23 protein-coding genes are annotated in these 23932 nt (G+C 72.8%); 20 read left to right on the forward strand and 3 right to left on the reverse strand.

Going from position 1 to position 23932, the window contains the following annotated elements; genetic code table 11:
- The first annotated feature begins 134 nt into the window (after window positions 1-134).
- The 3 genes from ACZ67Q_RS19600 to hemW all read left to right on the forward strand — a co-directional run bounded on the left by ACZ67Q_RS19600 (window position 135) and on the right by hemW (window position 5415).
- Window positions 135-2009, forward strand: a complete 1875-nt coding sequence (locus ACZ67Q_RS19600) for an AMP-dependent synthetase/ligase (RefSeq protein ID WP_471183540.1) — start codon at window positions 135-137, stop codon at window positions 2007-2009.
- Window positions 2010-2234: 225 nt separating this feature from the next.
- Complete coding sequence (locus tag ACZ67Q_RS19605) at window positions 2235-4154, forward strand: SpoIIE family protein phosphatase (protein WP_471183542.1); 1920 nt, start codon at window positions 2235-2237, stop codon at window positions 4152-4154.
- 28 nt (window positions 4155-4182) lie between these two features.
- Complete coding sequence (gene hemW, locus ACZ67Q_RS19610) at window positions 4183-5415, forward strand: radical SAM family heme chaperone HemW (protein WP_471183544.1); 1233 nt, start codon at window positions 4183-4185, stop codon at window positions 5413-5415.
- Between the two features lie 4 nt (window positions 5416-5419).
- On the opposite strand, the gene ACZ67Q_RS19615 is transcribed toward hemW, so the two are convergent.
- Together ACZ67Q_RS19615 and ACZ67Q_RS19620 are read right to left on the reverse strand one after the other, a co-directional pair.
- Window positions 5420-6232: a DUF3097 domain-containing protein gene (locus ACZ67Q_RS19615; protein ID WP_471183547.1), complete on the reverse strand. Its 813-nt coding sequence runs from the start codon at window positions 6230-6232 to the stop codon at window positions 5420-5422.
- Between the two features lie 41 nt (window positions 6233-6273).
- On the reverse strand, window positions 6274-7002 hold the full coding sequence (locus ACZ67Q_RS19620) for an MBL fold metallo-hydrolase (protein WP_471183550.1): 729 nt from the start codon (window positions 7000-7002) through the stop codon (window positions 6274-6276).
- 150 nt (window positions 7003-7152) lie between these two features.
- On the opposite strand from ACZ67Q_RS19620, the gene hrcA reads away from it, so the two are divergent.
- From hrcA to ACZ67Q_RS19665, 9 genes are all read left to right on the forward strand, one after another.
- Window positions 7153-8169: a heat-inducible transcriptional repressor HrcA gene (gene hrcA / locus ACZ67Q_RS19625; protein ID WP_471183553.1), complete on the forward strand. Its 1017-nt coding sequence runs from the start codon at window positions 7153-7155 to the stop codon at window positions 8167-8169.
- Entirely contained in the window at window positions 8170-9306 is a 1137-nt protein-coding gene (gene dnaJ, locus ACZ67Q_RS19630; RefSeq protein WP_361636862.1) for a molecular chaperone DnaJ, read from the forward strand. It abuts the gene before it with no gap.
- A gap of 112 nt (window positions 9307-9418) precedes the next feature.
- Complete coding sequence (locus tag ACZ67Q_RS19635; RefSeq protein WP_471183557.1) at window positions 9419-10501, forward strand: nitronate monooxygenase; 1083 nt, start codon at window positions 9419-9421, stop codon at window positions 10499-10501.
- Window positions 10498-11244 (forward strand): 16S rRNA (uracil(1498)-N(3))-methyltransferase, encoded by a 747-nt coding sequence (locus tag ACZ67Q_RS19640; RefSeq protein WP_471183559.1) that lies wholly within the window; start codon window positions 10498-10500, stop codon window positions 11242-11244. The genes ACZ67Q_RS19635 and ACZ67Q_RS19640 overlap by 4 nt, the downstream gene beginning before the upstream one ends.
- A gap of 19 nt (window positions 11245-11263) precedes the next feature.
- Complete coding sequence (locus tag ACZ67Q_RS19645) at window positions 11264-11656, forward strand: VOC family protein (protein WP_471183562.1); 393 nt, start codon at window positions 11264-11266, stop codon at window positions 11654-11656.
- A gap of 109 nt (window positions 11657-11765) precedes the next feature.
- On the forward strand, window positions 11766-12281 hold the full coding sequence (locus ACZ67Q_RS19650; protein ID WP_471183565.1) for a hypothetical protein: 516 nt from the start codon (window positions 11766-11768) through the stop codon (window positions 12279-12281).
- Between the two features lie 74 nt (window positions 12282-12355).
- Window positions 12356-12709, forward strand: coding sequence for a histidine triad nucleotide-binding protein (locus ACZ67Q_RS19655; protein WP_469809290.1), 354 nt, complete (start codon window positions 12356-12358; stop codon window positions 12707-12709).
- Between the two features lie 5 nt (window positions 12710-12714).
- The gene (locus ACZ67Q_RS19660) at window positions 12715-13620 is read left to right on the forward strand and encodes a ribonuclease Z (RefSeq protein WP_471183567.1); all 906 of its coding nucleotides are present in this window, start codon (window positions 12715-12717) and stop codon (window positions 13618-13620) included.
- Between the two features lie 20 nt (window positions 13621-13640).
- Window positions 13641-14630 (forward strand): adenosine deaminase, encoded by a 990-nt coding sequence (locus ACZ67Q_RS19665; protein WP_471183570.1) that lies wholly within the window; start codon window positions 13641-13643, stop codon window positions 14628-14630.
- Between the two features lie 33 nt (window positions 14631-14663).
- Here ACZ67Q_RS19665 and ACZ67Q_RS19670 read toward each other — a convergent pair whose 3' ends face one another.
- Complete coding sequence (locus ACZ67Q_RS19670; protein WP_471183572.1) at window positions 14664-15893, reverse strand: MFS transporter; 1230 nt, start codon at window positions 15891-15893, stop codon at window positions 14664-14666.
- Window positions 15894-16214: 321 nt separating this feature from the next.
- Here ACZ67Q_RS19670 and ACZ67Q_RS19675 point away from each other — a divergent pair, with 321 nt between their 5' ends.
- From ACZ67Q_RS19675 to ACZ67Q_RS19710, 8 genes are all read left to right on the forward strand, one after another.
- Entirely contained in the window at window positions 16215-17168 is a 954-nt protein-coding gene (locus ACZ67Q_RS19675; RefSeq protein ID WP_471183575.1) for a 5-dehydro-4-deoxyglucarate dehydratase, read from the forward strand.
- Window positions 17165-18454, forward strand: coding sequence for a glucarate dehydratase family protein (locus tag ACZ67Q_RS19680; RefSeq protein ID WP_471183577.1), 1290 nt, complete (start codon window positions 17165-17167; stop codon window positions 18452-18454). Before ACZ67Q_RS19675 ends, ACZ67Q_RS19680 begins: the two co-directional genes overlap by 4 nt.
- 366 nt (window positions 18455-18820) lie before the next feature.
- Window positions 18821-19939 (forward strand): carbohydrate kinase family protein, encoded by a 1119-nt coding sequence (locus tag ACZ67Q_RS19685; RefSeq protein WP_471184215.1) that lies wholly within the window; start codon window positions 18821-18823, stop codon window positions 19937-19939.
- Window positions 19940-20241: 302 nt separating this feature from the next.
- Window positions 20242-21312 carry a PhoH family protein gene (locus ACZ67Q_RS19690; RefSeq protein ID WP_471183579.1) on the forward strand — a complete coding sequence of 357 codons (1071 nt, stop codon included), beginning with the start codon at window positions 20242-20244 and terminating at the stop codon, window positions 21310-21312.
- A 14-nt stretch (window positions 21313-21326) separates the two neighbouring features.
- Complete coding sequence (ybeY, locus tag ACZ67Q_RS19695) at window positions 21327-21824, forward strand: rRNA maturation RNase YbeY (protein WP_361636895.1); 498 nt, start codon at window positions 21327-21329, stop codon at window positions 21822-21824.
- Between the two features lie 4 nt (window positions 21825-21828).
- Entirely contained in the window at window positions 21829-23139 is a 1311-nt protein-coding gene (locus ACZ67Q_RS19700; RefSeq protein WP_471183582.1) for a hemolysin family protein, read from the forward strand.
- Window positions 23136-23495 (forward strand): MmcQ/YjbR family DNA-binding protein, encoded by a 360-nt coding sequence (locus ACZ67Q_RS19705; protein ID WP_471183585.1) that lies wholly within the window; start codon window positions 23136-23138, stop codon window positions 23493-23495. Before ACZ67Q_RS19700 ends, ACZ67Q_RS19705 begins: the two co-directional genes overlap by 4 nt.
- A 76-nt stretch (window positions 23496-23571) precedes the next feature.
- The gene (locus tag ACZ67Q_RS19710) at window positions 23572-23925 is read left to right on the forward strand and encodes a cytidine deaminase (RefSeq protein WP_471183587.1); all 354 of its coding nucleotides are present in this window, start codon (window positions 23572-23574) and stop codon (window positions 23923-23925) included.
- Window positions 23926-23932: the final 7 nt, after the last annotated feature.

A 23932-nucleotide genomic window follows, 5' to 3' on the forward strand; every position in this document is an offset into this window, starting at 1 on the left:
CTCTTACGCAGGCGGCGGTCGGGCTCTACTCTGTCCCTGCCCGATAGGTTACTCGCGAGTTAAACAACGTCTCGTGGGTAGGAACCAGCCGCACTGTCGCGCCAGCCGCACTGTCGCGGGCCCCGGAGGATGTCGTGAGCGACGCAACTACCCTGATCGAGAACCGTCCGCCGTCCGTGGCGGGCCTCTTCCTGGAGCGCGTGGCGGCCACGCCGGACGCCGAGGCCTACCGCTATCCGGTACCGGCCGCCTCCGGTGGGGGCCCCGACGACTGGAAGTCCCTCAGCTGGGCCCAGGCGGCCGAGCGGGTGCACGCGATCGCGGCCGGTCTGATCGAGCTGGGTGTCCAGCCGGAGCAGCGCGTGGCGCTCGCCTCCTCCACGCGCATCGAGTGGATCCTCGCCGACCTCGGCATCATGTGCGCCGGCGCCGCCACCACCACGATCTACCCGCAGACCAACGCCGAGGAGTCGGCGTTCATCCTCTCCGACTCCGAGAGCAAGATCCTCATCGCGGAGAACGCCGCCCAGCTCGCCAAGGCGGTGGAGAAGCGCGCCGAGCTGCCCGACCTCACCCACGTCGTGGTGATCGACCCGGCCGGCGTCGAGAGCGGCGACTGGGTGCTCACCCTCGCCGAGCTGGAGCAGCGCGGCGCCGCCCGTCTCGCGCAGGACCCGGAGCTGGTCAAGGAGCGTGTCGGCAAGATCACCCGCGACCAGCTCGCCACCCTCATCTACACCTCCGGCACCACCGGCCGCCCCAAGGGCGTGCGACTGCCGCACGACAACTGGTCGTACATGGCCAAGGCGATCGCCGCGACCGGGCTGGTCGGCCCGGACGACGTGCAGTACCTGTGGCTGCCGCTGGCGCACGTCTTCGGCAAGGTGCTCACCTCCGGCCAGATCGAGGTCGGCCACGTCACCGCCGTCGACGGCCGCGTGGACAAGATCATCGAGAATCTGCCGCTCGTGCAGCCGACGTACATGGCCGCCGTCCCGCGCATCTTCGAGAAGGTCTACAACGGTGTGGCCGCCAAGGCGAAGGCCGGCGGCGCCGCCAAGTACAAGATCTTCCAGTGGGCCTCCGAGGTCGCCCGCGAGTACGCCAAGGTCACCCAGGACAACTTCAAGCGCACCGGCAACCGCTCCGCGCCCTTCGGGCTCGCCTCCAAGCACAAGGTCGCCGACACGCTGGTCTACAGCAAGATCCGCGAGGCGTTCGGCGGCCGGCTGCGCGCCTGTGTCTCCGGTTCGGCCGCGCTCGCCCCGGAGATCGGCTACTTCTTCGCCGGCGCCGGCATCCACATCCTGGAGGGCTACGGCCTCACCGAGTCCTCCGCGGCGTCCTTCGTCAACCCCGGCGAGGCCTACCGCACCGGCACCGTCGGCAAGCCGCTGCCCGGCACCGAGGTCCGGATCGCCGAGGACGGCGAGATCCTGCTGCGCGGCCCCGGCATCATGCAGGGCTACCACAAGCTGCCCGACAAGACCGCCGAGGTGCTGGAGAGCGACGGCTGGTTCCACACCGGCGACATCGGCGAGCTGTCGCCCGACGGCTATCTGCGCATCACCGACCGCAAGAAGGACCTGATCAAGACCTCCGGCGGCAAGTACGTCGCGCCGGCCGAGGTCGAGGGCCAGTTCAAGGCGATCTGCCCCTACGTCTCCAACATCCTGGTGCACGGCGCGGACCGGAACTTCTGCACCGCCCTCATCGCCCTCGATGAGCAGGCCATCCTCGACTGGGCCAAGGACAACGGCCTGGAGGGCAAGGCGTACGCCGAGGTGGTCGCCGCGCCGCAGACGGTCGAGCTGATCGACGGCTACGTCAAGCAGCTCAACGAGGGCCTGCAGCGCTGGCAGACCATCAAGAAGTTCCGTCTCCTGCCCCGCGACCTCGACGTCGAGCACGGCGAGATCACCCCGAGCCTGAAGCTGAAGCGGCCGGTCGTGGAGCGCGAGTACAAGCACCTCATCGACGAGATGTACGCCGGGACGCGCGAGGCGTAGACCGGTGACGCCGGGGACATGTTTGGCATAGTCCAGCGGCGGACGCCTTGTGAACGCGGAATGCCCGGATCCGAACTCTTTCTGTCCGGATCCGGGCATTCGTACGCCCTGGTTCTCGCTCATCGCGACCCAGTTCGGTAACTCCACGCTTATGCGCCGGTCCGGTCTGTCACCCTGTCGCCATCGACGGACAGATATCCAGCCGAACCGCTCGGGGAGTTGTCGATGGGGGTCGTACCGACGCAGCGCGAGACCGAGGTCCTGACCGGTGCTGCGCCCGCGCACACCGACAGCCGCGCGCGGGCGCACGCCCTCCTGCCCGGCAGCGAACTCGCGCCCGGCACCGCCCGCGGCATGGTCCGCGCGGCGCTCGCCGAGTGGACCGGCCTCGCCCTGCCCGGCGCCGACCGGCTCACCGAGCGCCTCGCCCAGGACGCGGCCCTCCTCGTCAGCGAACTGGTCACCAACGCGGTCGTGCACGCGGGCACCGACGTCGAACTGCACTGCCGGCTGGAGCCGGCCGGAGCCGTGGTCGTCGAGGTCACCGACCGGCACCCCACCCGCGCCCCGCGCGACACCGCGGCCGACGACGGGACACCGGAACCGGAGTACGGGCGCGGACTGCGCCTGGTCGCCGCGCTCGCCGAGTCCTGGGGCGTCACCTACCGCCGTACCGCCAAGACGGTGTGGGCCCGGCTCACCCCGGAGACCGACGACCGCCCCCACCCCGACGACCGCCCCCACCCCGACGACCGCCCCCGGCACGACGACCCCACCCACCCCGGCGACCGCGCCCTCGGCGAGGCCCTCCAGCTCGCCGGGATCCTCGCCCCCGAGCCGCGCGGCGCCGACGGCGACCGGGACTGGCTCGGCCGCGGCGCCCTGTCCTTCCTCGCCGAGGCATCCGACCTGCTCGCCGGACAGCTCGACGAGGACCTCGTGGCCTCCCTCACCGGCCAGCTCGTCGTGCCCCGCCTCGCCGACTGGTGCGCCGTGTGGCTGGAGGACGAGGTCAGCGGGCGCGGCTGGGCCGACGGCGGCGGACCGGGCGTACGGCCCGCCCGGGTGTGGCACAGCAGCGAGCACCTCGTCGAGGAGCTGCGCCACGCCCTGGAGAAGGAACCGCCCCGCCCACCCGGCGCGGCCTCGCCCGGCCCGCTGCCCTACCCGTGGCCGGGGGCCGCGCTCGGCCCGCACGGCGCAGCCCTCGCCTACCGTCTCGTCGCCGGCGGCCGCCCGCTCGGCACCCTCGTCATCGGCCGCACCGGACTGCTGCGCTTCCCCGACGAGGTCACCGGACTCGTCGAGGACCTCAGCCGCCGTGTCGCGCTCGCCATCGGCGCCGCCCGCCAGTACGCCCGCCAGGCCACCATCAGCGCAGTCCTCCAGCGCGGCCTGCTGCCCGGCGCCGTCGCCGAGATCCCCGGCGTGCGCACCGCGCTCGTCTACGAACCCTGCGACAAGGGCGGCCCCAGCGGCGACTTCTACGACGTCTTCCCGGCCGGACACGGCCGCTGGTGCTTCGCCGTCGGCGACGTCCAGGGCAAGGGCCCCGAGGCCGCCGTCGTCATCGGACTCGCCCGCCCCTGGCTGCGACTGCTGGCCCGCGAGGGCTACGGCGTCGCCGACGTCCTCGACCGCTTGAACCAGCTCCTCCTCGACGACGCCACCGAGGCCGCCGACGCCGCCGCCCGCGCCTTCGCCGGCCCCGTCGCCCCCGGCGACGGCCCGCAGACCCGCTTCCTGTCCCTGCTCTACGGCGAGCTGGTGCCGTACGAGGGCGGGGTCCGCTGCACCCTGGCCTCCGCCGGGCACCCGCTGCCACTGATCCTCGGCCCCGACGGCGACGTGAGCACCGCCGCCCGCCCGCAGACCCTGCTCGGGGTCGTCGAGGACGAGACGTACACCAGCGAGACGATCGAGCTGCGGCCCGGCGACACCCTGCTCTGCGTCACCGACGGGGTCACCGAGCGGCGCAACGGCCCCGACCAGTTCGACGACGGCGACGGGCTGGCCCGCGCGCTCGCCGGCTGCGCCGGCCTCGACGCCGACCTCGTCGCCGAACGGATCAGCCGGCTGGTGCACGACTTCGGCGGGCAGCCGCCGGAGGACGACCTGGCGCTGCTCGTGCTCCAGGCCGAGTAACCCTCCGCCGTCCTGGACAATGGGAGACATGCCTTCCGCACTCCCCGACGGCGAGCCCGTCCCCGACGACGGCGCGCTGCCCGCCTCCGCGCTCGCCGGCGCCGCCGAGCGGCCCCTCGGGTTCTATCTGCACGTGCCCTACTGCGCGACCCGCTGCGGCTACTGCGACTTCAACACCTACACGGCGACCGAGCTGCGCGGCACCGGCGGAGTGCTGGCCTCCCGCGACAACTACGCCGACACCCTGACCGACGAGATCCGCCTCGCCCGCAAGGTGCTCGGCGACGACCCGCGCCCGGCGCGCACGGTGTTCGTCGGCGGCGGTACGCCCACCCTGCTGGCCGCCGGTGACCTGGTGCGGATGCTGGCGGCGATCCGGGACGAGTTCGGGCTCGCGCCGGACGCCGAGATCACCACGGAGGCGAACCCGGAGTCCGTGGACCCGGCCTACCTCGCCACCCTCCGCGAGGGCGGCTTCAACCGGATCTCCTTCGGCATGCAGAGCGCCCGGCAGCACGTCCTGAAGGTCCTCGACCGCACCCACACCCCCGGCCGCCCCGAGGCGTGCGTGGCCGAGGCGCGCGCGGCGGGCTTCGAGCACGTCAACCTCGACCTGATCTACGGCACGCCCGGAGAGTCCGACGACGACTGGCGGGCTTCCCTGGACGCCGCGATCGGCGCCGGTCCCGACCACGTCAGCGCGTACGCCCTCATCGTCGAGGAGGGCACGCAGCTCGCCCGGCGCATCCGGCGCGGCGAGGTCCCGATGACCGACGACGACGTGCACGCCGACCGCTACCTCATCGCCGAGGAGACCTTCGCCGCGGCGGGCTTCGAGTGGTACGAGGTGTCCAACTGGGCCACCTCCGAGGCGGGCCGCTGCCTGCACAACGAGCTGTACTGGCGCGGCGCCGACTGGTGGGGCGCGGGACCGGGCGCCCACAGCCACGTCGGCGGGGTGCGCTGGTGGAACGTCAAGCACCCGGGCGCCTACGCGGCGGCGCTGGCCGAAGGCCGCTCCCCGGGCGCCGGGCGCGAGATCCTGAGCGACGAGGACCGCCGCGTGGAGCGCATCCTGCTGGAGCTGCGGCTGCGCGAGGGCGTACCCCTGGACCTGTTGAAGGCGGACGGCCGCCGGGCCGCCGACCGGGCCCTGACGGACGGGCTTCTCCAGCCGGAGCCGTACGCCGAGGGCCACGCGGTACTGACCCTGCGCGGGCGCCTGCTCGCGGACGCGGTGGTACGGGACCTGGTGGACTGAGCCGTCAGTCGACGGGTTCGGTGACGAAGTCGATCAGCTGCTCCACCTTGCCCAGGAGCTCCGGCTCCAGGTCCTTGTACGACCGGACCCGGCCGAGGATCGCCTGCCAGGCCGCGCCCGTGTTCTCCGGCCAGCCGAGGGCCCGGCACACGCCCGTCTTCCAGTCCTGGCCGCGCGGGATCACCGGCCACGTCTCGATGCCCAGCGCCGACGGCTTCACCGCCTGCCAGATGTCGATGTACGGGTGGCCCACCACCAGTGCGTGCTCACTCGTCACGGCCTCGGCGATCCGCCATTCCTTCGTGCCCGGCACCAGATGGTCCACCAGGACGCCCAGACGGGCATCGGGACCCGGGGCGAAGGACTCCACGATCGCCGGCAGGTCGTCGACGCCTTCCAGATACTCCACGACCACGCCCTCGATGCGCAGGTCGTCGCCCCACACCTTCTCCACCAGCTCGGCGTCGTGCCGTCCCTCGACGTAGATCCGCCCGGCCCGGGCGACCCGCGCGCGGGCGCCGGGCACGGCCACCGATCCCGACGCGGTACGAGCGGGCCGTACCGGAGCCGCCGCGGCGGGCCTGACCAGTGTCACCACACGGCCCTCCAGCAGGAAGCCGCGCGGCTGGAGCGGGAAGACCCGGTGCTTGCCGAAGCGGTCCTCCAGCGTGACCGTGCCGGCCTCGCAGCGGATCACCGCGCCGCAGAAGCCGCTGCCGGGCTCCTCCACCACCAGGCCCGGCTCGGCCGCCACCTCGGGCGCCGGCGCGGGCTTCTTCTTCCAGGGCGGGGTCAGGTCGGGGGAGTACTGCCGCATTCGGATGACGATAGGAGAACCCCGGCCCCCAAGGGCGCGGATCAGCGCGACACGCCGAAGCGGGCCGCCAGCGCGTCCCGCTGCGCCCGCACGAACGCCGCGTCCACCACCGCTCCGTGACCGGGCACGTACAGCGCGTCGTCACCGCCGAGCGACAGCAACCGGTCCAGCGCGTCCGGCCAGTGCGACGGTACGGCATCCGGGCCCGCCTGCGGCTCGCCGGACTCCTCGACGAGGTCACCGCAGAACACCACCTCCCGCTCGCCCGGGACCAGGACGGCGAGATCGTGGGCGGTGTGCCCGGGGCCCACGTTGGCGAGCAGCACCTGGCGGCCGCCGCCGAGATCGAGCGTCCACTCGCCGCTGACGTGGTGCCGGGCCGGTACGAGCGCCGCCGCCGCCTCCTGGGCGCTCAGCGGATCCAGGCCGTTGGACACCGCGTCCGCGCGCAGCTCCTCGCGCCCGCGCAGGGTGAGTGCCGACTCGATCCCGACGGCGCCGAAGACCTCGGCGCTCTCGAACGCCGCCGCGCCGAAGACGTGGTCGAAGTGGGGATGGGTGAGCGCGAGATGGGTCACACCGTGACCGGCGAGCCGCTCGGCCTCGGAGCGCAGCCGGGCCCCCTCCACGGGGCTGGATCCGGCATCGATCACCAGCGCCGCACCGGCGCCGACGACCAGCCCCGCCGTGCAGTCCCAGCCCGGCAGCCGGCACCGCCCGACCCGGGCCGTCAGCCGTTCCCACCCCAGCTCTTCCCAAGTCACCGTCATACCCGCGACGCTAGCCCCAACCGGCCGCGCAGTATGACCAGCCTTGCCGGGGGCGTACCCCACCGCCGTACACTGGCCCGGGGACGTCTGGCACTCGGACGCGCAGAGTGCCAGGGACGATACGAGGGAAGACTTCTGGAGGTGTGCGCCATGCTGAGTGAACGACGGCTTCAGGTGCTGCGCGCCATCGTCCAGGACTACGTGGGCACCGAGGAGCCGGTCGGTTCGAAGGCACTCACGGAGCGGCACAACCTCGGCGTCTCCCCGGCGACCGTCCGCAACGACATGGCGGCCCTGGAGGACGAGGGGTACATCGCGCAGCCGCACACCAGCGCGGGGCGCATCCCCACCGACAAGGGCTACCGGCTGTTCGTCGACAAGCTGGCCGGTGTGAAGCCGATGACCGGGCCGGAGCGGCGCGCGATCCAGAACTTCCTGGAGGGCGCCGTCGATCTCGACGACGTGGTGGCCCGCACCGTGCGGCTGCTGGCGCAGCTCACGCGGCAGGTGGCCGTCGTGCAGTACCCGTCGCTGACCCGTTCGACCGTGCGGCACGTGGAGCTGCTGTCGCTCGCGCCCGCGCGGGTGATGCTGGTGCTGATCACCGACACCGGCCGGGTGGAGCAGCGGATGGTGGACTGCCCGGCACCCTTCGGCGAGACCTCGCTGGCGGATCTGCGGGCCCGGCTGAACAGCCGGATCGCGGGCCGCCGGTTCACGGACGTGCCGAAGCTGGTGGAGGACCTGCCGGAGGCCTTCGAGCTGGAGGACCGCGGCACGGTCTCGACGGTGCTGTCCACGCTGCTGGAGACGCTCGTCGAGGAGAACGAGGAACGGCTGATGATCGGCGGCACCGCCAATCTGACGCGGTTCTCGCACGACTTCCCCCTCACGATCCGGCCGGTGCTGGAGGCTCTGGAGGAGCAGGTCGTCCTCCTGAAGCTGCTCGGCGAGGCGAAGGATCCGGGCGTGACCGTCCGTATCGGTCATGAGAACGCCCACGAAGGACTCAACTCCACGTCCGTCGTGTCGGTCGGCTACGGTTCGGGCGGCGAGGCTGTCGCCAAGCTCGGCGTGGTCGGACCGACCCGCATGGACTACCCGGGAACGATGGGAGCGGTACGCGCAGTGGCACGGTACGTCGGACAGATCCTGGCGGAGTCGTAAGTGGCCACGGACTACTACGCCGTACTCGGCGTGCGCCGCGACGCGTCGCAGGATGAGATCAAGAAGGCGTTCAGGCGGCTCGCTCGCGAGCTGCACCCGGACGTCAACCCCGATCCGAAGACGCAGGAGCGGTTCAAGGAGATCAACGCCGCCTACGAGGTGTTGTCGGACCCGCAGAAGAAGCAGGTCTACGACCTCGGCGGCGACCCGCTCTCGCAGTCCGGCGGCGCCGGCGCGGGTGGCTTCGGCGCGGGCGGCTTCGGGAACTTCTCGGACATCATGGACGCGTTCTTCGGTACGGCGTCGCAGCGCGGACCGCGCTCGCGTACCCGCCGGGGCCAGGACGCGATGATCCGGGTCGAGGTCGAACTCGACGAGGCGGCCTTCGGCACCACGAAGGACATCCAGGTCGAGACCGCGATCGTCTGTTCCACCTGCTCGGGTGAGGGTGCCGCGCCGGGCACCTCCGCGCAGACGTGTGACATGTGCCGCGGCCGCGGTGAGGTCTCGCAGGTCACCCGGTCCTTCCTGGGCCAGGTCATGACCTCGCGGCCGTGCCCGCAGTGCCAGGGCTTCGGCACGATCGTGCCGAACCCGTGCCCGGAGTGCGCCGGCGACGGCCGGGTGCGCTCGCGGCGGACGCTGACGGTGAAGATCCCGGCCGGCGTCGACAACGGCACCCGCATCCAGCTCGCCGGTGAGGGCGAGGTCGGGCCAGGCGGCGGTCCCGCCGGTGACCTCTACGTCGAGATCCACGAGCTGCCGCACCCGACCTTCCAGCGGCGCGGTGACGATCTGCACTGCACGGTGACGATCCCGATGACGGCGGCGGCGCTCGGCACGAAGGTGCCGCTGGAGACGCTGGACGGCATGGAGGAGGTCGACATCCGGCCCGGCACCCAGTCCGGCCAGTCGATCCCGCTGCACAACCGCGGTGTCACGCATCTGCGGGGCGGCGGCCGCGGCGACCTGATCGTGCACGTCGAGGTCCAGACGCCGACCAAGCTCGACCCCGAGCAGGAGCGCCTGCTGCGCGAGCTGGCCAAGCTCCGCGGCGAGGAACGCCCCACGGGCCAGTTCCAGCCGGGTCAGCAGGGGTTGTTCTCGCGGTTGAAGGACGCGTTCAACGGGCGGTGACCGTCCGAGGTGGCCGGGTGGTTCTCCGTCCGGCCACCGGCCCGTTCCTGTGGCCTGTGCCAACAGGGCGGGTGGATTCGGACTTGTCCGGGGGACGTGACACCATGCCGTCATGTCCTCCCTGACCGATCTCTTCCCTCACCCGATCGTGCAGGCTCCCATGGCGGGCGGCGTCTCCGTCCCGCCCCTCGCCGCTGCCGTCTGCGAGGCGGGCGGGCTGGGCTTCCTCGCCGCCGGGTACAAGACCGCCGACGGGATGTACCAGGAGATCAAGCAGCTGCGGAGCCTGACGAACCGCCCCTTCGGGGTCAACGTGTTCATGCCGCAGCCGGACTGTGCCGAGACCGGCGCCGTCGAGGTCTACGCGCACCAGCTGGCCGGGGAGGCCACCTGGTACGAGACCGAGCTGGGCGACCCCGACAGCGGCCGGGACGACGGCTACGACGCGAAGCTCGCGGTGCTGCGCGACGACCCGGTGCCCGTGGTCTCCTTCCACTTCGGCGTGCCGAGCCGTGAGGTCGTCGACTCCCTGCACCGCGTCGGCACCTTCGTCCTGGTCACCGCCACCACCGCGGACGAGGCGGTCGCCGTGCAGCGGTCCGGCGCGGACGCGGTGATCGCGCAGGGCGTGGAGGCCGGCGGCCACCAGGGCACGCACCGGGACGTACCGGAGAACGACGGCTCCGGTGTCGGGCTGCTCGCGTTGCTGGCGCAGGTACGCGAGGCCGTGTCGATCCCGGTGGTCGCCGCGGGCGGGCTGATGCGGGGCAGCCAGATCGCCGCGGTGCTCGCGGCGGGGGCGAGCGCCGCCCAGCTGGGCACGGCGTTCCTCGCGACGGAGGAGTCCGGGGCGCACGCCGTCCACAAGGACGCGCTGACCAACCCGCTGTTCGTGCGGACCGAGCTGACCCGGGCGTTTTCCGGGAGACCGGCGCGCGGGCTGGTCAACCGGTTCCTGCGCGAGCACGGCCCGTACGCGCCGGCCGCCTATCCGCAGATCCACCATCTGGCCGCGCCGCTGCGCAAGGCCGCGGCGAAGGCGGACGACGCGCAGGGCATGGCGTTGTGGGCGGGGCAGGGGCACCGGCTGGCGCGGGCCCTGCCGGCCGGGCGGCTGGTGGAGTTGCTGGCAGGCGAACTCCGGGCGGCGCGGACAGCGTTGTCGGCCGGGACCTACGGGGGTGAGGTGCGATGACGGCGCCCGTGTTCGTCGTCGAGTCGTTCGGGACGGAGCGGGGCCGCTTCGTCCTCGACGGACCCGAGGGGCGGCACGCCGTCTCGGTCAAGCGGCTCCAGGTGGGCGAGGAGGTCGTCCTCACGGACGGCGCCGGGCGGTACGCGGTGTGCCCGGTGACCGGCGTGGAGGGCAAGGACCGGCTGATCGTCGACGTGCCGTCCATCGAGGAGGAACCCGCACCGGCACCCCGGATCACCGTGGTGCAGGCCCTGCCCAAGGGGGACCGGGGTGAACTGGCCGTGGAGACGATGACCGAGGTCGGGGTGGACGCGATCGTGCCGTGGCAGGCGGCGCGCTGCATCACTCAGTGGAAGGGCGAGCGGGGCCTGAAGGCGCTCGGCAAGTGGCGCAACACCGCCCGGGAGGCGGGCAAGCAGTCCCGGCGGGTGCGGTTCCCCCAGGTCGCGGACGCGGCCACGACCAAGCAGGTCGCGGCACTTGTGGCCACGGCGGACTTCGCCGGCGTCCTGCACTCGGACTTCGACGTCGCGAGCGAGCCGCTGGCGACGGCCGAGTTGCCCGCGTCCGGCGAGATCGTGCTGGTCGTCGGTCCCGAAGGGGGCGTGGCCGGTGACGAGTTGGAGCTGTTTCGTCAGGCGGGTGCCACGCCGTACGTGCTGGGGCCTACGGTGTTGCGTACGTCGACCGCCGGGACGGCGGCTGCGGCGCTCCTCCTCGGCCGCACCGGACGGTGGTCCTGACCTGGGGGGTTGTTGCCTCGTGGAACTGGCTCAAGTGCGACTGCTGGTCACCGACTTCGCCGCGTGTTACCGCTTCTACGCCGACGTGCTGGGGCTGAAGCCGCAGTCGGGGGCGGCGTCGGGGCCGTACGAGAAGTTCAGCCCCACGGTGGGGTCCGCGGGGATCGCGTTGCAGGACCGGGCGATGATGGCGTCCGTGCTGGGGGAGTTGGGGGAGACGGCGACGGGGCACCGCTCGCTGGTGGTGCTGCGGGTGGACGACCTGGACGCGTACTGCGAGGAGATCGCGGGGCGGGGAGCGGTGGTGCTGAAGGGGCCCGCGGCGATGACGGACCGGATGCGGGTGGCTCATCTCAAGGACCCCGAGGGGAACTTGGTGGAGTTGCAGGAGTGGTTGCTGCTGCGGGGGTAGTCCCCCGCGGGTGCCGGGGCGGCCCGCGCGGGAACGCCGGTGCGCGGGAGACGGGTTGTGGCCGTATGCGTACTACCGCCCGTCGTGAGGGAGTGGCACGCTGCTGGGCATGGGCGCGTTGAGGCGTATCTTCGGCGCCGCCGGCCTTCTCGTCGTGGTCGTCGGTGGAGTCGTGGCCTGTGATCCCGGCGGGCTCGGCTCGGCCGCCGTCGCCTACACCACCGACCAGACCGCGACCAAGGAGCTTCGGCGGCAGCACGTGGACGTGCGGTGGCTGACCTGTACCGCCGACTACGGGGACAGGGGGGCCACGCCCTCCGCCGGCGCGGACACCGTCGTCACCGTCGACTGCCGGGGGCAGACCAAGGACGGCCGGGACATCACCGTCACGGGGAAGGTGACCCGGGCCGTCGACGGGGCCTGTGTACGCGGGGACCTGACCGCCAAGGTGGGCGGGAAGCAGGTGTTCCATGTGAGCGGGCTGGGCGACTGCAACGCCACCCCGTCACCCGTCAGGCCGCCGGGGAACGGCCCCGGGCCGGCGCAGCCGACGGTCACGGTGACGGTCACGCGGACCATCTGGTGCCAGGGCGATCCGACCTGCTGGCCCGTCCAGGGCAAGTGACGGCACCTGCGCTGTCGTAGCCACTCGCTACGATGCCTTCGTACGCGATCATCCCGGCGCGAGGAGGCACACGCATGGCAGGGGAGCCGCAGGACGACTGCTTGTTCTGCAAGATCGTCGCGGGCAGCGTCCCGGCGACGATCGTCCGTGAGACGGAGACGACCATCGCCTTCCGTGACATCAACCCCCAGGCGCCCACCCACGTCCTGGTGATCCCCAAGGCCCACCACCGCGACGCCGCCGCGCTCGCCGCCGAGGCGCCCGAGCTGGCCGCAGACGTGCTGCGCGAGACGCAGGCGGTGGCCGACGAGGAGAAGCTGGAGAGCTACCGGACGGTGTTCAACACCGGCAGCGGCGCCGGGCAGACCGTCTGGCACGCGCACGCCCACGTCCTCGGCGGGCGCGGGCTGAACTGGCCGCCCGGGTAGCCGCCGTGTCCGTACGCGAACTGGTCGTCCTCGGCACCGCCAGCCAGGTCCCGACCCGGCACCGCAACCACAACGGCTATCTGCTGCGCTGGGACGGCGAGGGCATCCTCTTCGATCCCGGTGAGGGCACACAGCGGCAGATGCTGCGGGCCGGGGTCGCCGCCCACGACCTGAACCGGCTGTGCGTCACCCACTTCCACGGGGACCACTCGCTGGGCCTGGCCGGGGTGATCCAGCGGATCAACCTCGACCAGGTCCCGCACGACGTCACCGCCCACTACCCGCGCTCCGGGCAGCGGTTCTTCGACCGGCTGCGGTACGCCACGGCCTACCGGGAGACCGTGCCGATCACCGAGGCCCCGGTGGCCGGGGACGGCGTGATCGCGCGGACGGACGCGTACACGCTCGAGGCGCGCCGGCTGTCCCACCCCGTGGAGTCCTTCGGGTACCGGGTCGTCGAGCCCGACGGGCGGCGCATCCTGCCCGACAGGCTCGCCGCGCACGGGATCAAGGGGCCGGACGTCGGGCGCATCCAGCGCGAGGGGGTGCTCGGCGGGGTGCGGCTGGAGGACGTCAGCGAGGTGCGGCGCGGGCAGCGGTTCGCCTTCGTCATGGACACCCGGCTGTGCGACGGTGTGCACGCTCTGGCCGAGGGGTGCGATCTGCTCGTCATCGAGTCCACCTTCCTCGACGAGGACGCCCGGCTCGCCGCGGACCACGGACATCTGACGGCAGGTCAGGCGGCTCGGGTGGCCCGGGACGCCGGGGTGCGCCATCTGGTGCTCACCCACTTCAGCCAGCGCTACTCGGAGCCGGAGGAGTTCGAGCGGCAGGCGCGGGCCGCCGGGTACGAGGGGGAGCTGACCGTGGCCCATGATCTGCTCCGGGTGCCGGTTCCGAAGCGTCGGTGATTTCGCCGTAACATGTTTTGATGCCGCTGCCCAAAGCCGAACTGCACCTTCACATCGAAGGCACCCTGGAACCCGAGCTGGCCTTCGCGCTGGCCCGGCGCAACGGGGTCCAGCTGCCCTACGCCGACGAGGACGCCCTGCGCGAGGCGTACCGGTTCGAGGACCTGCAGTCCTTCCTCGATTTGTACTACGCCCTGATGGCCGTCCTGCTCACCGAGCGGGACTTCGAGGAACTCGCCGACGCCTATCTCGCACGTGCCGCCGCCCAGGGCGTGCGGCACGCGGAGATCTTCTTCGATCCGCAGGCCCATCTGGCGCGGGGCGTGTCGATGGGCACGGTGGTGGAAGGGCTGTGGCGCGCGCTGGGGAACAGCGAGGCCCGTCATGGCGTCTCCACCCGGCTGATCATGTGCTTCCTGCGCGACGAGTCCGCCGAGTCGGCCCTTGCGACCCTGGACGCCGCGAAGCCCTATCTGGACCGGATCACGGGGATCGGGCTCGACTCCGCCGAGGTCGGGCACCCGCCCGTGAAGTTCCGCGAGGTGTACGAGGCCGCCGCCGCGCTCGGACTGCGCCGCGTCGCGCACGCGGGGGAGGAGGGGCCGCCGGACTACATCACCGAGGCCCTCGACGTCCTCGGCGTGGAGCGCGTCGACCACGGGCTGCGCTGCATGGAGGACCCGGTGCTGGTCGAGCGGCTGGTGCGCGAGCGGGTGCCGCTGACGCTCTGCCCGCTGTCCAACGTCCGCCTGCGGACCGTGGACGTCCTCGCCGAACACCCGCTGCCCGCCATGCTCGACGCCGGACTGATGTGCACGGTCAACTCCGACGACCCCGCCTACTTCGGCGGCTACGCCGGCGACAACTTCGACGCCGTACAGCGTGACCTGCACCTGAGCGAGGACCGGCTGCGCGAGCTGGCCCGCAACTCCTTCCTCGCGTCCTTCCTGGACGACGACGAGGAGCGCCGGGCACGGTACCTCGCCGAGGTGGAGGCCTACGTCTTCTGAGGACGGAGGCCCGGCAGACGCCGGGCGCGGTCGTCAGGCGGCCGGGGTCGTCTCGTGAGCCAGTGGGGTCGGGCTCTCCACGGGGATCTCGACCACGGCCGGGGTCTCCACGGGGATCTCGACCACCGGCAGCGGGCGCCGGCCCGCCGACCGGGCGACCACCGTCATCGGTACGGCGATCACCAGCAGGCCGGCCGCCAGGACCGCCCCCATCACCGGGAACCCGGCCTGCGCGGCCAGCACACTCCCGGTGAGCGGGCCCGCCGCCGTGCCGAGGGACGAGGCCGAGCCGACCAGCACCGCCCAGCGGCCCTGCGGGTCGAGGGAGGCGGCGAGGCCGATGAGGTACGACAGCACGATCGGGTAGAACGCGTTCCACGCGATCTCACCGGCCGCGAAGGACGTCAGGCCGGTCGCGGACGCGCTCAGCGCGATGCAGCCGGCGATCAGAACCGTGCCGGCGCCGATGGGCGCGGTGCGGCCGAAGCGCGGGCCGATCGCGCCCGCACCCGTCACGCCGAGCAGGCCCGCGACCAGCGCCACGGCGAACACGGCGCCGACCGCCGACTCCGACAGATGGGCCTGCGTGAGGCCGATGCGGCCGCTCACCCCCCACAGCGCGTTCTGCGCGAGGGACCAGCACGGCATCGCGGCGGCCAGCAGCAGACCGGCCCGCAGATGGGGCAGGCGGGTGGCCGGGGCGCGGCGCGCGTGCGCGGGGGCGGCGGTGCGGGCGGGCAGACGGCTCGTCAGGGGCCAGACCGCGAGCGCGGTGAGGGCGATCGCCGCCAGCGGCTGGGCGTGGCCCGGGCCGAGGTGAGGGATCGTCAGGCACAGGGCGGCGGCGAGGGCCGACACGCCGAGGAGGCCCACCGTCGTCGTGCGGTGCGGGTCCCTCTGGGCGGCGATCCCGGTGGCGGCGACCGCCGTGATCGTGCCCGAGCCGAACCCTCCGATCACCGCACCGGTCACGACGGCCGGTACGGCGGTGGTGAGCGCGGCGCCGCCGTAGCCGAGCAGCGCGAGCGCGAGGCCGAGCCGGGCCAGGAGGCGGGCGCCGATCCGCTCCACACGGGAGGCCAGGAGGAAGCCGGCGGTGGCCGAGCCGAGCAGCAGGGCGCTGCCGACCGCGCCGGCCTGAGTGGCCGTCAGCGGCAGGCCGGAGTCGAGGCGGCCGACGGTGGTCGGCAGCAGGTAGGGGGCGAGGTACCCGGCCGTGAAGAGGGCGACGAGGGGCCAGGGCGTGGTGCGGGGGGCGGACACGGGCGTTCCCAGGGCATGCGAAAGGAGCGGCACGGAAGGGGGATGGGCGACGACCGTCGACGGACAGGAACGCGCGCAGAATTTGTATCAAGTGCGGCGGCCCGGAAGAAGAGCGGGGGGTGTGATGTGGCGCACGGTGTGGTTTGGCATGCGTGAGGACGGGTAAAAGCGCGCGCTCTCACCGGTGGAGGGCGCCGTTCTGGCCCTGGGGAGCGGGCCCGTGACGTCCGTGCGCACGGCTCGGGGGCGCCGGGCCCATTGACGCCGTCCGTTCGCATTCATAATCTCTGTCTGCATACATGGACGACGTTCGAGGGGGAGATGAGGTCGGTGGCCGACGACCGGCGCACGGACGTGGCGCGCAGACTGCGCGAGGGGATGGCGGCCGGCGTGCTCTCCTTCCCGCTCACCGCCTTCCATGACGACGGCACCCTCGATCCGGACGGCTGCCGGGCGCACGTGGCCGCGCAGCTCGCGGCCGGACCCGGCGCGCTCTTCCCCGCCTGCGGCACCGGCGAGTTCTTCTCGCTCGACGAGGACGAGTACCGGCAGGTCGTCACCGCCGCCGTCACCGAGGCCGCCGGCCGCGTGCCCGTCGTCGCCGGCACGGGGTACGGCTGGGCCCAGGCGGCCCGCTTCGCGCGGATCGCCGAGGAGGCCGGCGCCGACGCCCTGCTCGTCCTGCCGCACTACCTGGTCGACGTCGCGCAGGACGGGCTCGTCGCCCACCTCGAGCAGCTCGCCGCCCGCACCGCGCTGCCGCTGATCGCCTACCAGCGCGGTCAGGTCGCCTACACCGCCGCCTCCCTGCGGCGCATCGCCGGGATCCCCGGCGTCATCGGCCTCAAGGACGGCCACAGCGACCTGGACAGGCTCCAGCGCCTCACCCTCGCCGCACCCGGGGACTTCCTGTTCTTCAACGGCGCCGCCACCGCCGAGATCCAGGCCCGTGCCTACGCCACCGTCGGGGTGCCCGCCTACTCCTCCGCCGTCCACGCCTTCGCCCCCGAGATCGCGCACGCCTTCCTCACCGCGCTGCGCGCCGGCGACCACTCCACCGTCGACAAGCTGCTGCGCGGCTTCTACGTGCCCCTCGTCGAACTGCGCGACCGGGTCCCCGGATACGCCGTGTCCCTGGTCAAGGCGGCCGCCCGGCTGCGCGGCGCGCCCGTCGGGCCCGTACGCGCCCCGCTCACCGACCCCTCGGCCGCCGACCTGGCCGACCTGTCGGCCCTGCTCGCCGCCGGACTCGACCTCGTAGGAGCCGCCCTGTGAACCTCACCATCGCCGACGTCCGCCTCACACCGATCCTGGTCGCCGACCCGCCGCTGCTGAACACCCAGGGCGTCCACCAGCCGTACACCCCCCGGCTGATCGTGGAGGTGGTCACCGCCGACGGGATCACCGGCGTCGGCGAGACGTACGGCGACACCAAGTACCTGGAGCTGGCCCGGCCGTTCGCGCAGCGGCTGGCCGGCCGCGCGGTGAGCGACCTGAACGGCCTGTTCAGCGTGGCCGACGAGATCGCCGTCGACTCCTCCCGGGTTTCCGGTCAGGTCGACGTCGGCGGGCTGCGCGGTGTGCAGACGGCCGACAAGCTGCGGCTGTCCGTCGTCTCCGGCTTCGAGGTCGCCTGCCTCGACGCCCTCGGCAAGGCCCTCGGGCTGCCCGTGCACGCGCTGCTCGGCGGCAAGGTGCGCGACGCCGTCGAGTACAGCGCGTACCTGTTCTACAAGTGGGCCGAGCACCCCGAGGGCGTGGCGGCGGAGAAGGACGACTGGGGGGCGGCCCTGGACCCGGCCGGGGTCGTCGCGCAGGCACGGCTGTTCACCGAGCGGTACGGGTTCACCTCCTACAAGCTCAAGGGCGGTGTCTTCCCGCCCGAGCAGGAGGTCGCGGCGGTCCGCGCGCTCGCCGAGGCCTTCCCCGGCCGCCCGCTGCGGCTCGACCCCAACGGGGCCTGGTCCGTCGAGACCTCGCTGAAGGTCGCCGGGGAACTCGCGGACGTCCTGGAGTACCTGGAGGACCCCGCGCTCGGCACCCCGGCCATGGCCGAGGTGGCGCGGCACACCGACGTGCCGCTCGCCACCAACATGTGCGTGACGACGTTCGCGGAGATCAAGGAGGCGTTCACGCGCGACGCCGTGCAGGTCGTCCTCTCCGACCACCACTACTGGGGCGGGCTGCGCAACACCCAGCAGCTCGCCGCGCTGTGCCGCACCTTCGGTGTCGGGGTGTCCATGCACTCCAACACCCACCTCGGCATCTCGCTGGCCGCGATGACCCACGTCGCGGCCACCGTGCCGAACCTCCACCACGCCTGCGACTCCCACTACCCCTGGCAGTCGGAGGACGTCCTCACCGAGCGGCTGACGTTCGACGGCGGGTGCGTCGCCGTGTCGGACGCACCGGGCCTCGGCGTCGAACTCGACCCCGGCAGGCTCGCGTTCCTGCACCGGCGCTGGCTCGACGACGACGGCCGGCTGCGCGACCGCGACGACGCGGCCGCGATGCGGGCCGTGGACCCCGGGTGGGTCACGCCGTCGGTCCCGCGCTGGTGACCCCCGGCCGGCCTCCCCCCTGAGGGGGCGGCCGGAACCGGCGTCAGCGCCTCGCACTCGCGGACCCCCCTCGCCGCGCTCCCGCCCGAGGCCGCCGCGTCGGCGAGCGAAGGCATGCCGAGCCGGTGGTCGCCGGCCGGGATGGACCGCCCGAGCGGCTGCCGCAGCGTCGGCAGCGATGCGCGCCGCCCGGGAGCCCGCAAGGGCACCACCCGAGGGTGCCGCCGCACGATCCCCTCCCCGAAGCGTCCCTTGCGCCCTCGAACGACCTCGAGGCGGCTGCGAGCGCGTTGCCGGTGCCGTGGTGCAGACTGGCCAGATCCGCACCACGTCAGGGAGCGCACCGTGACCCCGTCCACCGGAGCCATGGGACCGATGGGATCCATGGGAGAGGACCGCGACCGCCGGCCCCGGATCGACCCGCTCGCCGAGCAGCGCACGGCAGGCGATCCACCGTGCGACGTCTTCCTGACGGGCACCGTCTTCCTCGACATCATCTTCACCGGCCTCGACTCCGCTCCCGTCCGCGGGACGGAGTCCTGGGCGCGGGGCATGGGCTCCAGCCCCGGCGGCGTCGCCAACATGGCCACCGCGCTCGCCCGGCTCGGACTGCGGACCTCCCTGGCCGCGGCCTTCGGCGACGACCACTACGGCGAGTACTGCTGGGACGCGCTGGAGCAGGGCGAGGGCATCGATCTCACACCGTCGCGGACCGTCCCCGGCTGGCACTCCCCGGTCACCGTGTCGATGGCGTACGAAGGGGAGCGCACGATGGTCTCCCACGGACACGAACCGCCCCCGCAGGAGCCCGCCCCGGACCATCCGCCCTACGCCCGCGCCGCCGTCGCCTCCCTCACACCGGGCCGGCGCGCCCCCTGGATCGCCACGGCCGCGAGCCGCGGCACCCGTATCTTCGCCGACGTCGGCTGGGACGACACCGGGGCGTGGGACCTGGCGGGCCTCGCCGACCTGGAGCACTGCGAGGCCTTCCTGCCCAACGCCGAGGAGGCGATGCGCTACACCGGCGCGGACTGCCCGCGGGCGGCGGCCCACGCGCTCACCCGCCATGTGCCGGTCGCGGTCGTCACGCTCGGCGCGGAGGGGGCGTACGCCGTGGACCGGCGCACCGGGGAGTCCGCGGAGGTCCCGGCGATCGCCGTGGAGGCCCTGGACCCGACCGGCGCGGGGGACGTCTTCGTCGCGGGCTTCGTCACCGGCACGCTCGCCGGCTGGCCGCTCGCCGACCGGATCGCCTTCGCGGGGCTCACCGCGGCGCTGTCGGTGCAGGAGTTCGGCGGCTCGCTCTCGGCGCCGGGCTGGGCCGAGATCGGCGCGTGGTGGCGCACGGTCCGCTCGGTCGACGGCCAGAACCCGACGGCCCTGGACCGCTACGCCTTCCTCGAGGGCCTGGTCCCCGACGCCCAGGCGGCGTGCTGGCCCCTGCGCCGGGCGGTCCCGACGATCGGCTTCCGCAGCCCCGCGTGACGGTGCGCTGCGCCCGGCGTTCATTCCCGCGCCCGGTGCTGTGCCCCGGTCCGCGGGTCTGTCGTGACCGGCCGCGCCCACGCAGCGAGCCGCGTGACCGGCCGCGCCCACGCGGCCGAGCCGCATGCCCAAGGCAGCCCCGCGCCCCTGGGCCGTCCGCGGCCCGTACCCCGCGGCACACCGTCACCCTCGAAAAGCCCTTCGGCCAAGCCCGCCCCGCGTCGTACTCTTGATGTCGCGAGGCCGCTCGAAGCCATGCGCGGCCGTGACGAGGAGGAACCGCAGGCGCGCGGCGCCGGCCCATGACTCAGACACCCACAGCTCACACCCCCGCGCAGGGGCAGGCGAAGGCACAGTTCACCGTCCCCGCCCAGCACCCCATGGTGACCGTTCTGGGCTCCGGCGACTCCCTGCTGCGCGTGATCGAGAAGGCCTTCCCGGCGGCCGACATCCACGTCCGGGGAAACGAGATCAGCGCCGCCGGCGACCCCGCGGACGTCGCCCTGATCTCGCGCGTGCTGGAGGAGATGTTGCTCGTGCTCCGCACCGGGCAGCCGATGACGGAGGACGCCGTGGAACGCTCGATCGCCATGCTCAAGGCGAGCGACGCCGGGACGAACGACGGGCCGGAGACCCCGGCCCAGGTGCTCACGCAGAACATCCTGTCCTCGCGCGGGCGCACCATCCGCCCCAAGACCCTCAACCAGAAGCGGTACGTCGACGCGATCGACAAGCACACGATCGTCTTCGGCATCGGCCCGGCCGGTACGGGCAAGACGTACCTCGCCATGGCCAAGGCCGTGCAGGCCCTGCAGTCCAAGCAGGTCAACCGGATCATCCTCACCCGGCCCGCCGTCGAGGCCGGCGAGCGGCTCGGCTTCCTGCCGGGCACGCTCTACGAGAAGATCGACCCCTACCTGCGCCCGCTGTACGACGCCCTGCACGACATGCTCGACCCCGACTCCATCCCGCGGCTCATGGCCGCCGGGACGATCGAGGTCGCCCCGCTCGCGTACATGCGCGGCCGTACGCTCAACGACGCCTTCATCATCCTGGACGAGGCCCAGAACACCTCGCCCGAGCAGATGAAGATGTTCCTCACCCGCCTCGGCTTCGACTCGAAGATCGTGATCACGGGTGACGTGACGCAGGTCGACCTGCCCGGCGGGCAGAAGTCCGGCCTGCGCCAGGTCCAGGAGATCCTGGAGGGCGTCGAGGACGTCCACTTCTCCCGGCTGTCGTCGCAGGATGTCGTCCGGCACAAGCTGGTCGGCCGTATCGTCGACGCGTACGAGAAGTACGACAGCACGCACGGCACCGAGAACGGCGGGCACAAGTCCGGCCGGGGCAAGTCCGCGCACAAGGGGAAGTAGACACACACAGCACCATGTCGATCGACGTCAACAACGAGTCCGGAACCGAGGTCGACGAGCAGGCGATCCTCGACATCGCCCGCTACGCGCTCGCACGGATGCGCATCCACCCGCTCTCCGAGCTCTCGGTGATCGTCGTGGACGCCGACGCCATGGAGCAGCTCCATGTGCAGTGGATGGACCTGCCCGGACCCACCGATGTCATGTCCTTCCCGATGGACGAGCTGCGGCCGCCGTCCAAGGACGACGACGAGCCCCCGCAGGGCCTGCTCGGCGACATCGTGCTGTGCCCGGAGGTCGCCGCCAAGCAGGGCGCCGACGCCCCGACGCAGCACTCCATGGACGAGGAGCTCCAGCTGCTCACCGTCCACGGGGTGCTGCACCTGCTGGGCTACGACCACGAGGAGCCGGACGAGAAGGCCGAGATGTTCGGCCTGCAGGCGGCCATCGTGGACGGCTGGCGCGCGGAGCGGGGCATGACCGGCCCGTCCCCGGCGCCCACTGTGTCGTAGGCCCATGAGTCCACAACTCGTGCTCGGCGCGATCGCTCTGGTCGTCGTCGCCTGGCTCGCCGCCTGCGCGGAGGCGGGCCTGGCGCGGGTCTCCAGCTTCCGCGCCGAGGAAGCCGTCAAATCCGGCCGCCGCGGCAGCGCCAAGCTCGCCCAGATCGCCGCCGACCCCACCCGCTACCTCAACGTGGCGCTGCTGGTCCGCGTCGCCTGCGAGATGGCCGCCGCCGCGCTGGTCACCTACGCCTGCCTGAAGGAGTTCGAGGGCACCGCCACCGCGCTGCTCGTCGCCATCGCCGTGATGGTGCTCGTGTCCTACGTCGCCGTCGGGGTCTCCCCGCGCACCATCGGCCGCCAGCACCCGCTGAACACCGCGACGGCGGCGGCGTACGTGCTGCTGCCGCTCGCCCGGGTCATGGGCCCGATCCCGTCGCTGCTGATCCTCATCGGCAACGCGCTCACCCCCGGCAAGGGCTTCCGCCGCGGCCCGTTCGCCTCCGAGGCGGAGCTGCGCGCGCTGGTCGACCTCGCCGAGGCCGAGTCGCTGATCGAGGCCGACGAGCGGCGCATGGTGCACTCGGTCTTCGAGCTGGGCGACACCCTCGTGCGCGAGGTCATGGTGCCGCGCACCGACCTGGTCACCATCGAGCGGTACAAGACGATCCGGCAGGCCCTCACCCTCGCCCTGCGCTCCGGGTTCTCCCGCATCCCGGTCACCGGCGAGAACGAGGACGACATCGTCGGGATCGTCTACCTCAAGGACCTCACCCGCAAGACGCACATCAACCGGGACGCCGAGAGTGAGCTGGTCTCCACGGCCATGCGCCCCGCCGTGTTCGTCCCGGACACCAAGAACGCCGGCGACCTGCTGCGGGAGATGCAGAAGGAGCGCAACCACGTCGCCGTCGTCATCGACGAGTACGGCGGCACGGCCGGCATCGTCACCATCGAGGACATCCTCGAGGAGATCGTCGGCGAGATCACCGACGAGTACGACCGGGAGCTGCCGCCCGTGGAGGAGCTGGGCGCCGACCGCTTCCGGGTCACCGCCCGCCTCGACATCGGCGACCTCGGCGAGCTGTACGGCCTGGAGGCCTTCGACGACGAGGACGTGGAGACCGTCGGCGGCCTGCTCGCCAAGGCCCTCGGCCGCGTGCCCATCGCCGGCGCCTCCAGCGTCGTCGAACTGCCCGACGGCCGGAAGCTGCGGCTGACGGCCGAGTCCGCCGCCGGCCGCCGCAACAAGATCGTCACGGTGCTGGTCGAGCCGGTCGCCCCGGCGGACGAGCCCGACGGCGCCGAGGAGAAGGCGGAGTGACCCCCAAGGAGCTGCGCGCCCTGTGCCTGTCGTTCAACGAGGCCGAGGAGGACTTCCCGTTCCGTCCCGAGGTCTCGGTGTTCAAGGTGCTGGGCAAGATGTTCGCGCTGACCCAGCTGGACGCGCGGCCCCTGACGGTCAACCTCAAGTGCGACCCGGAGGACGCGATCCGGCTGCGCCGCGAGCACGAGGGACTGATCGTTCCGGGCTGGCACATGAACAAGCGCCACTGGAACACGGTCACCGTGGACGGCGCCCTCCCCGACCGCCTGGTCCGCGAGCTGGTGGAGGACTCCTACGACCTGGTCGTGGCCGGCCTGCCCCGCGCGGAGCGACTGCGGCTGGACCGGCCCTGACCCCGGAACCCGGGCGGTGCACGGGCCACGGACCCCGTGGCCGGATGTCCCGTGGGCCTGTTCGTATGCTCAGGGCATGACCGACACCCACGCGCTCGACCCCGAGGACCGCAAGATCGTCACCCTGGCCCGATCGGCCCGGGCCCGCAACGGTGTGCCCGAGGGTGCCGCCGTCCGCGACGACACCGGCCGTACATACGTGGCCGGGACCGTCGCGCTGGACTCGCTGAAGCTGAGCGCGCTGCGCACGGCCGTCGCCATGGCCGTGGCGTCCGGCGCCAAGTCGCTGGAGGCGGCGGCGGTGGTGACGCAGGCGGAGTCGGCGACCGCGGAGGACCTGGCGGCCGTACGCGACCTCGGCGGGGCCGGGACGCCGGTGTTGCTGGCGGGCCCGGACGGCGAGGTGCGGCAGACCGTCTCCGCGGACTGACGAAGGA

The sequence above is a fragment of the Streptomyces sp. NPDC036813 genome (assembly GCF_055609245.1).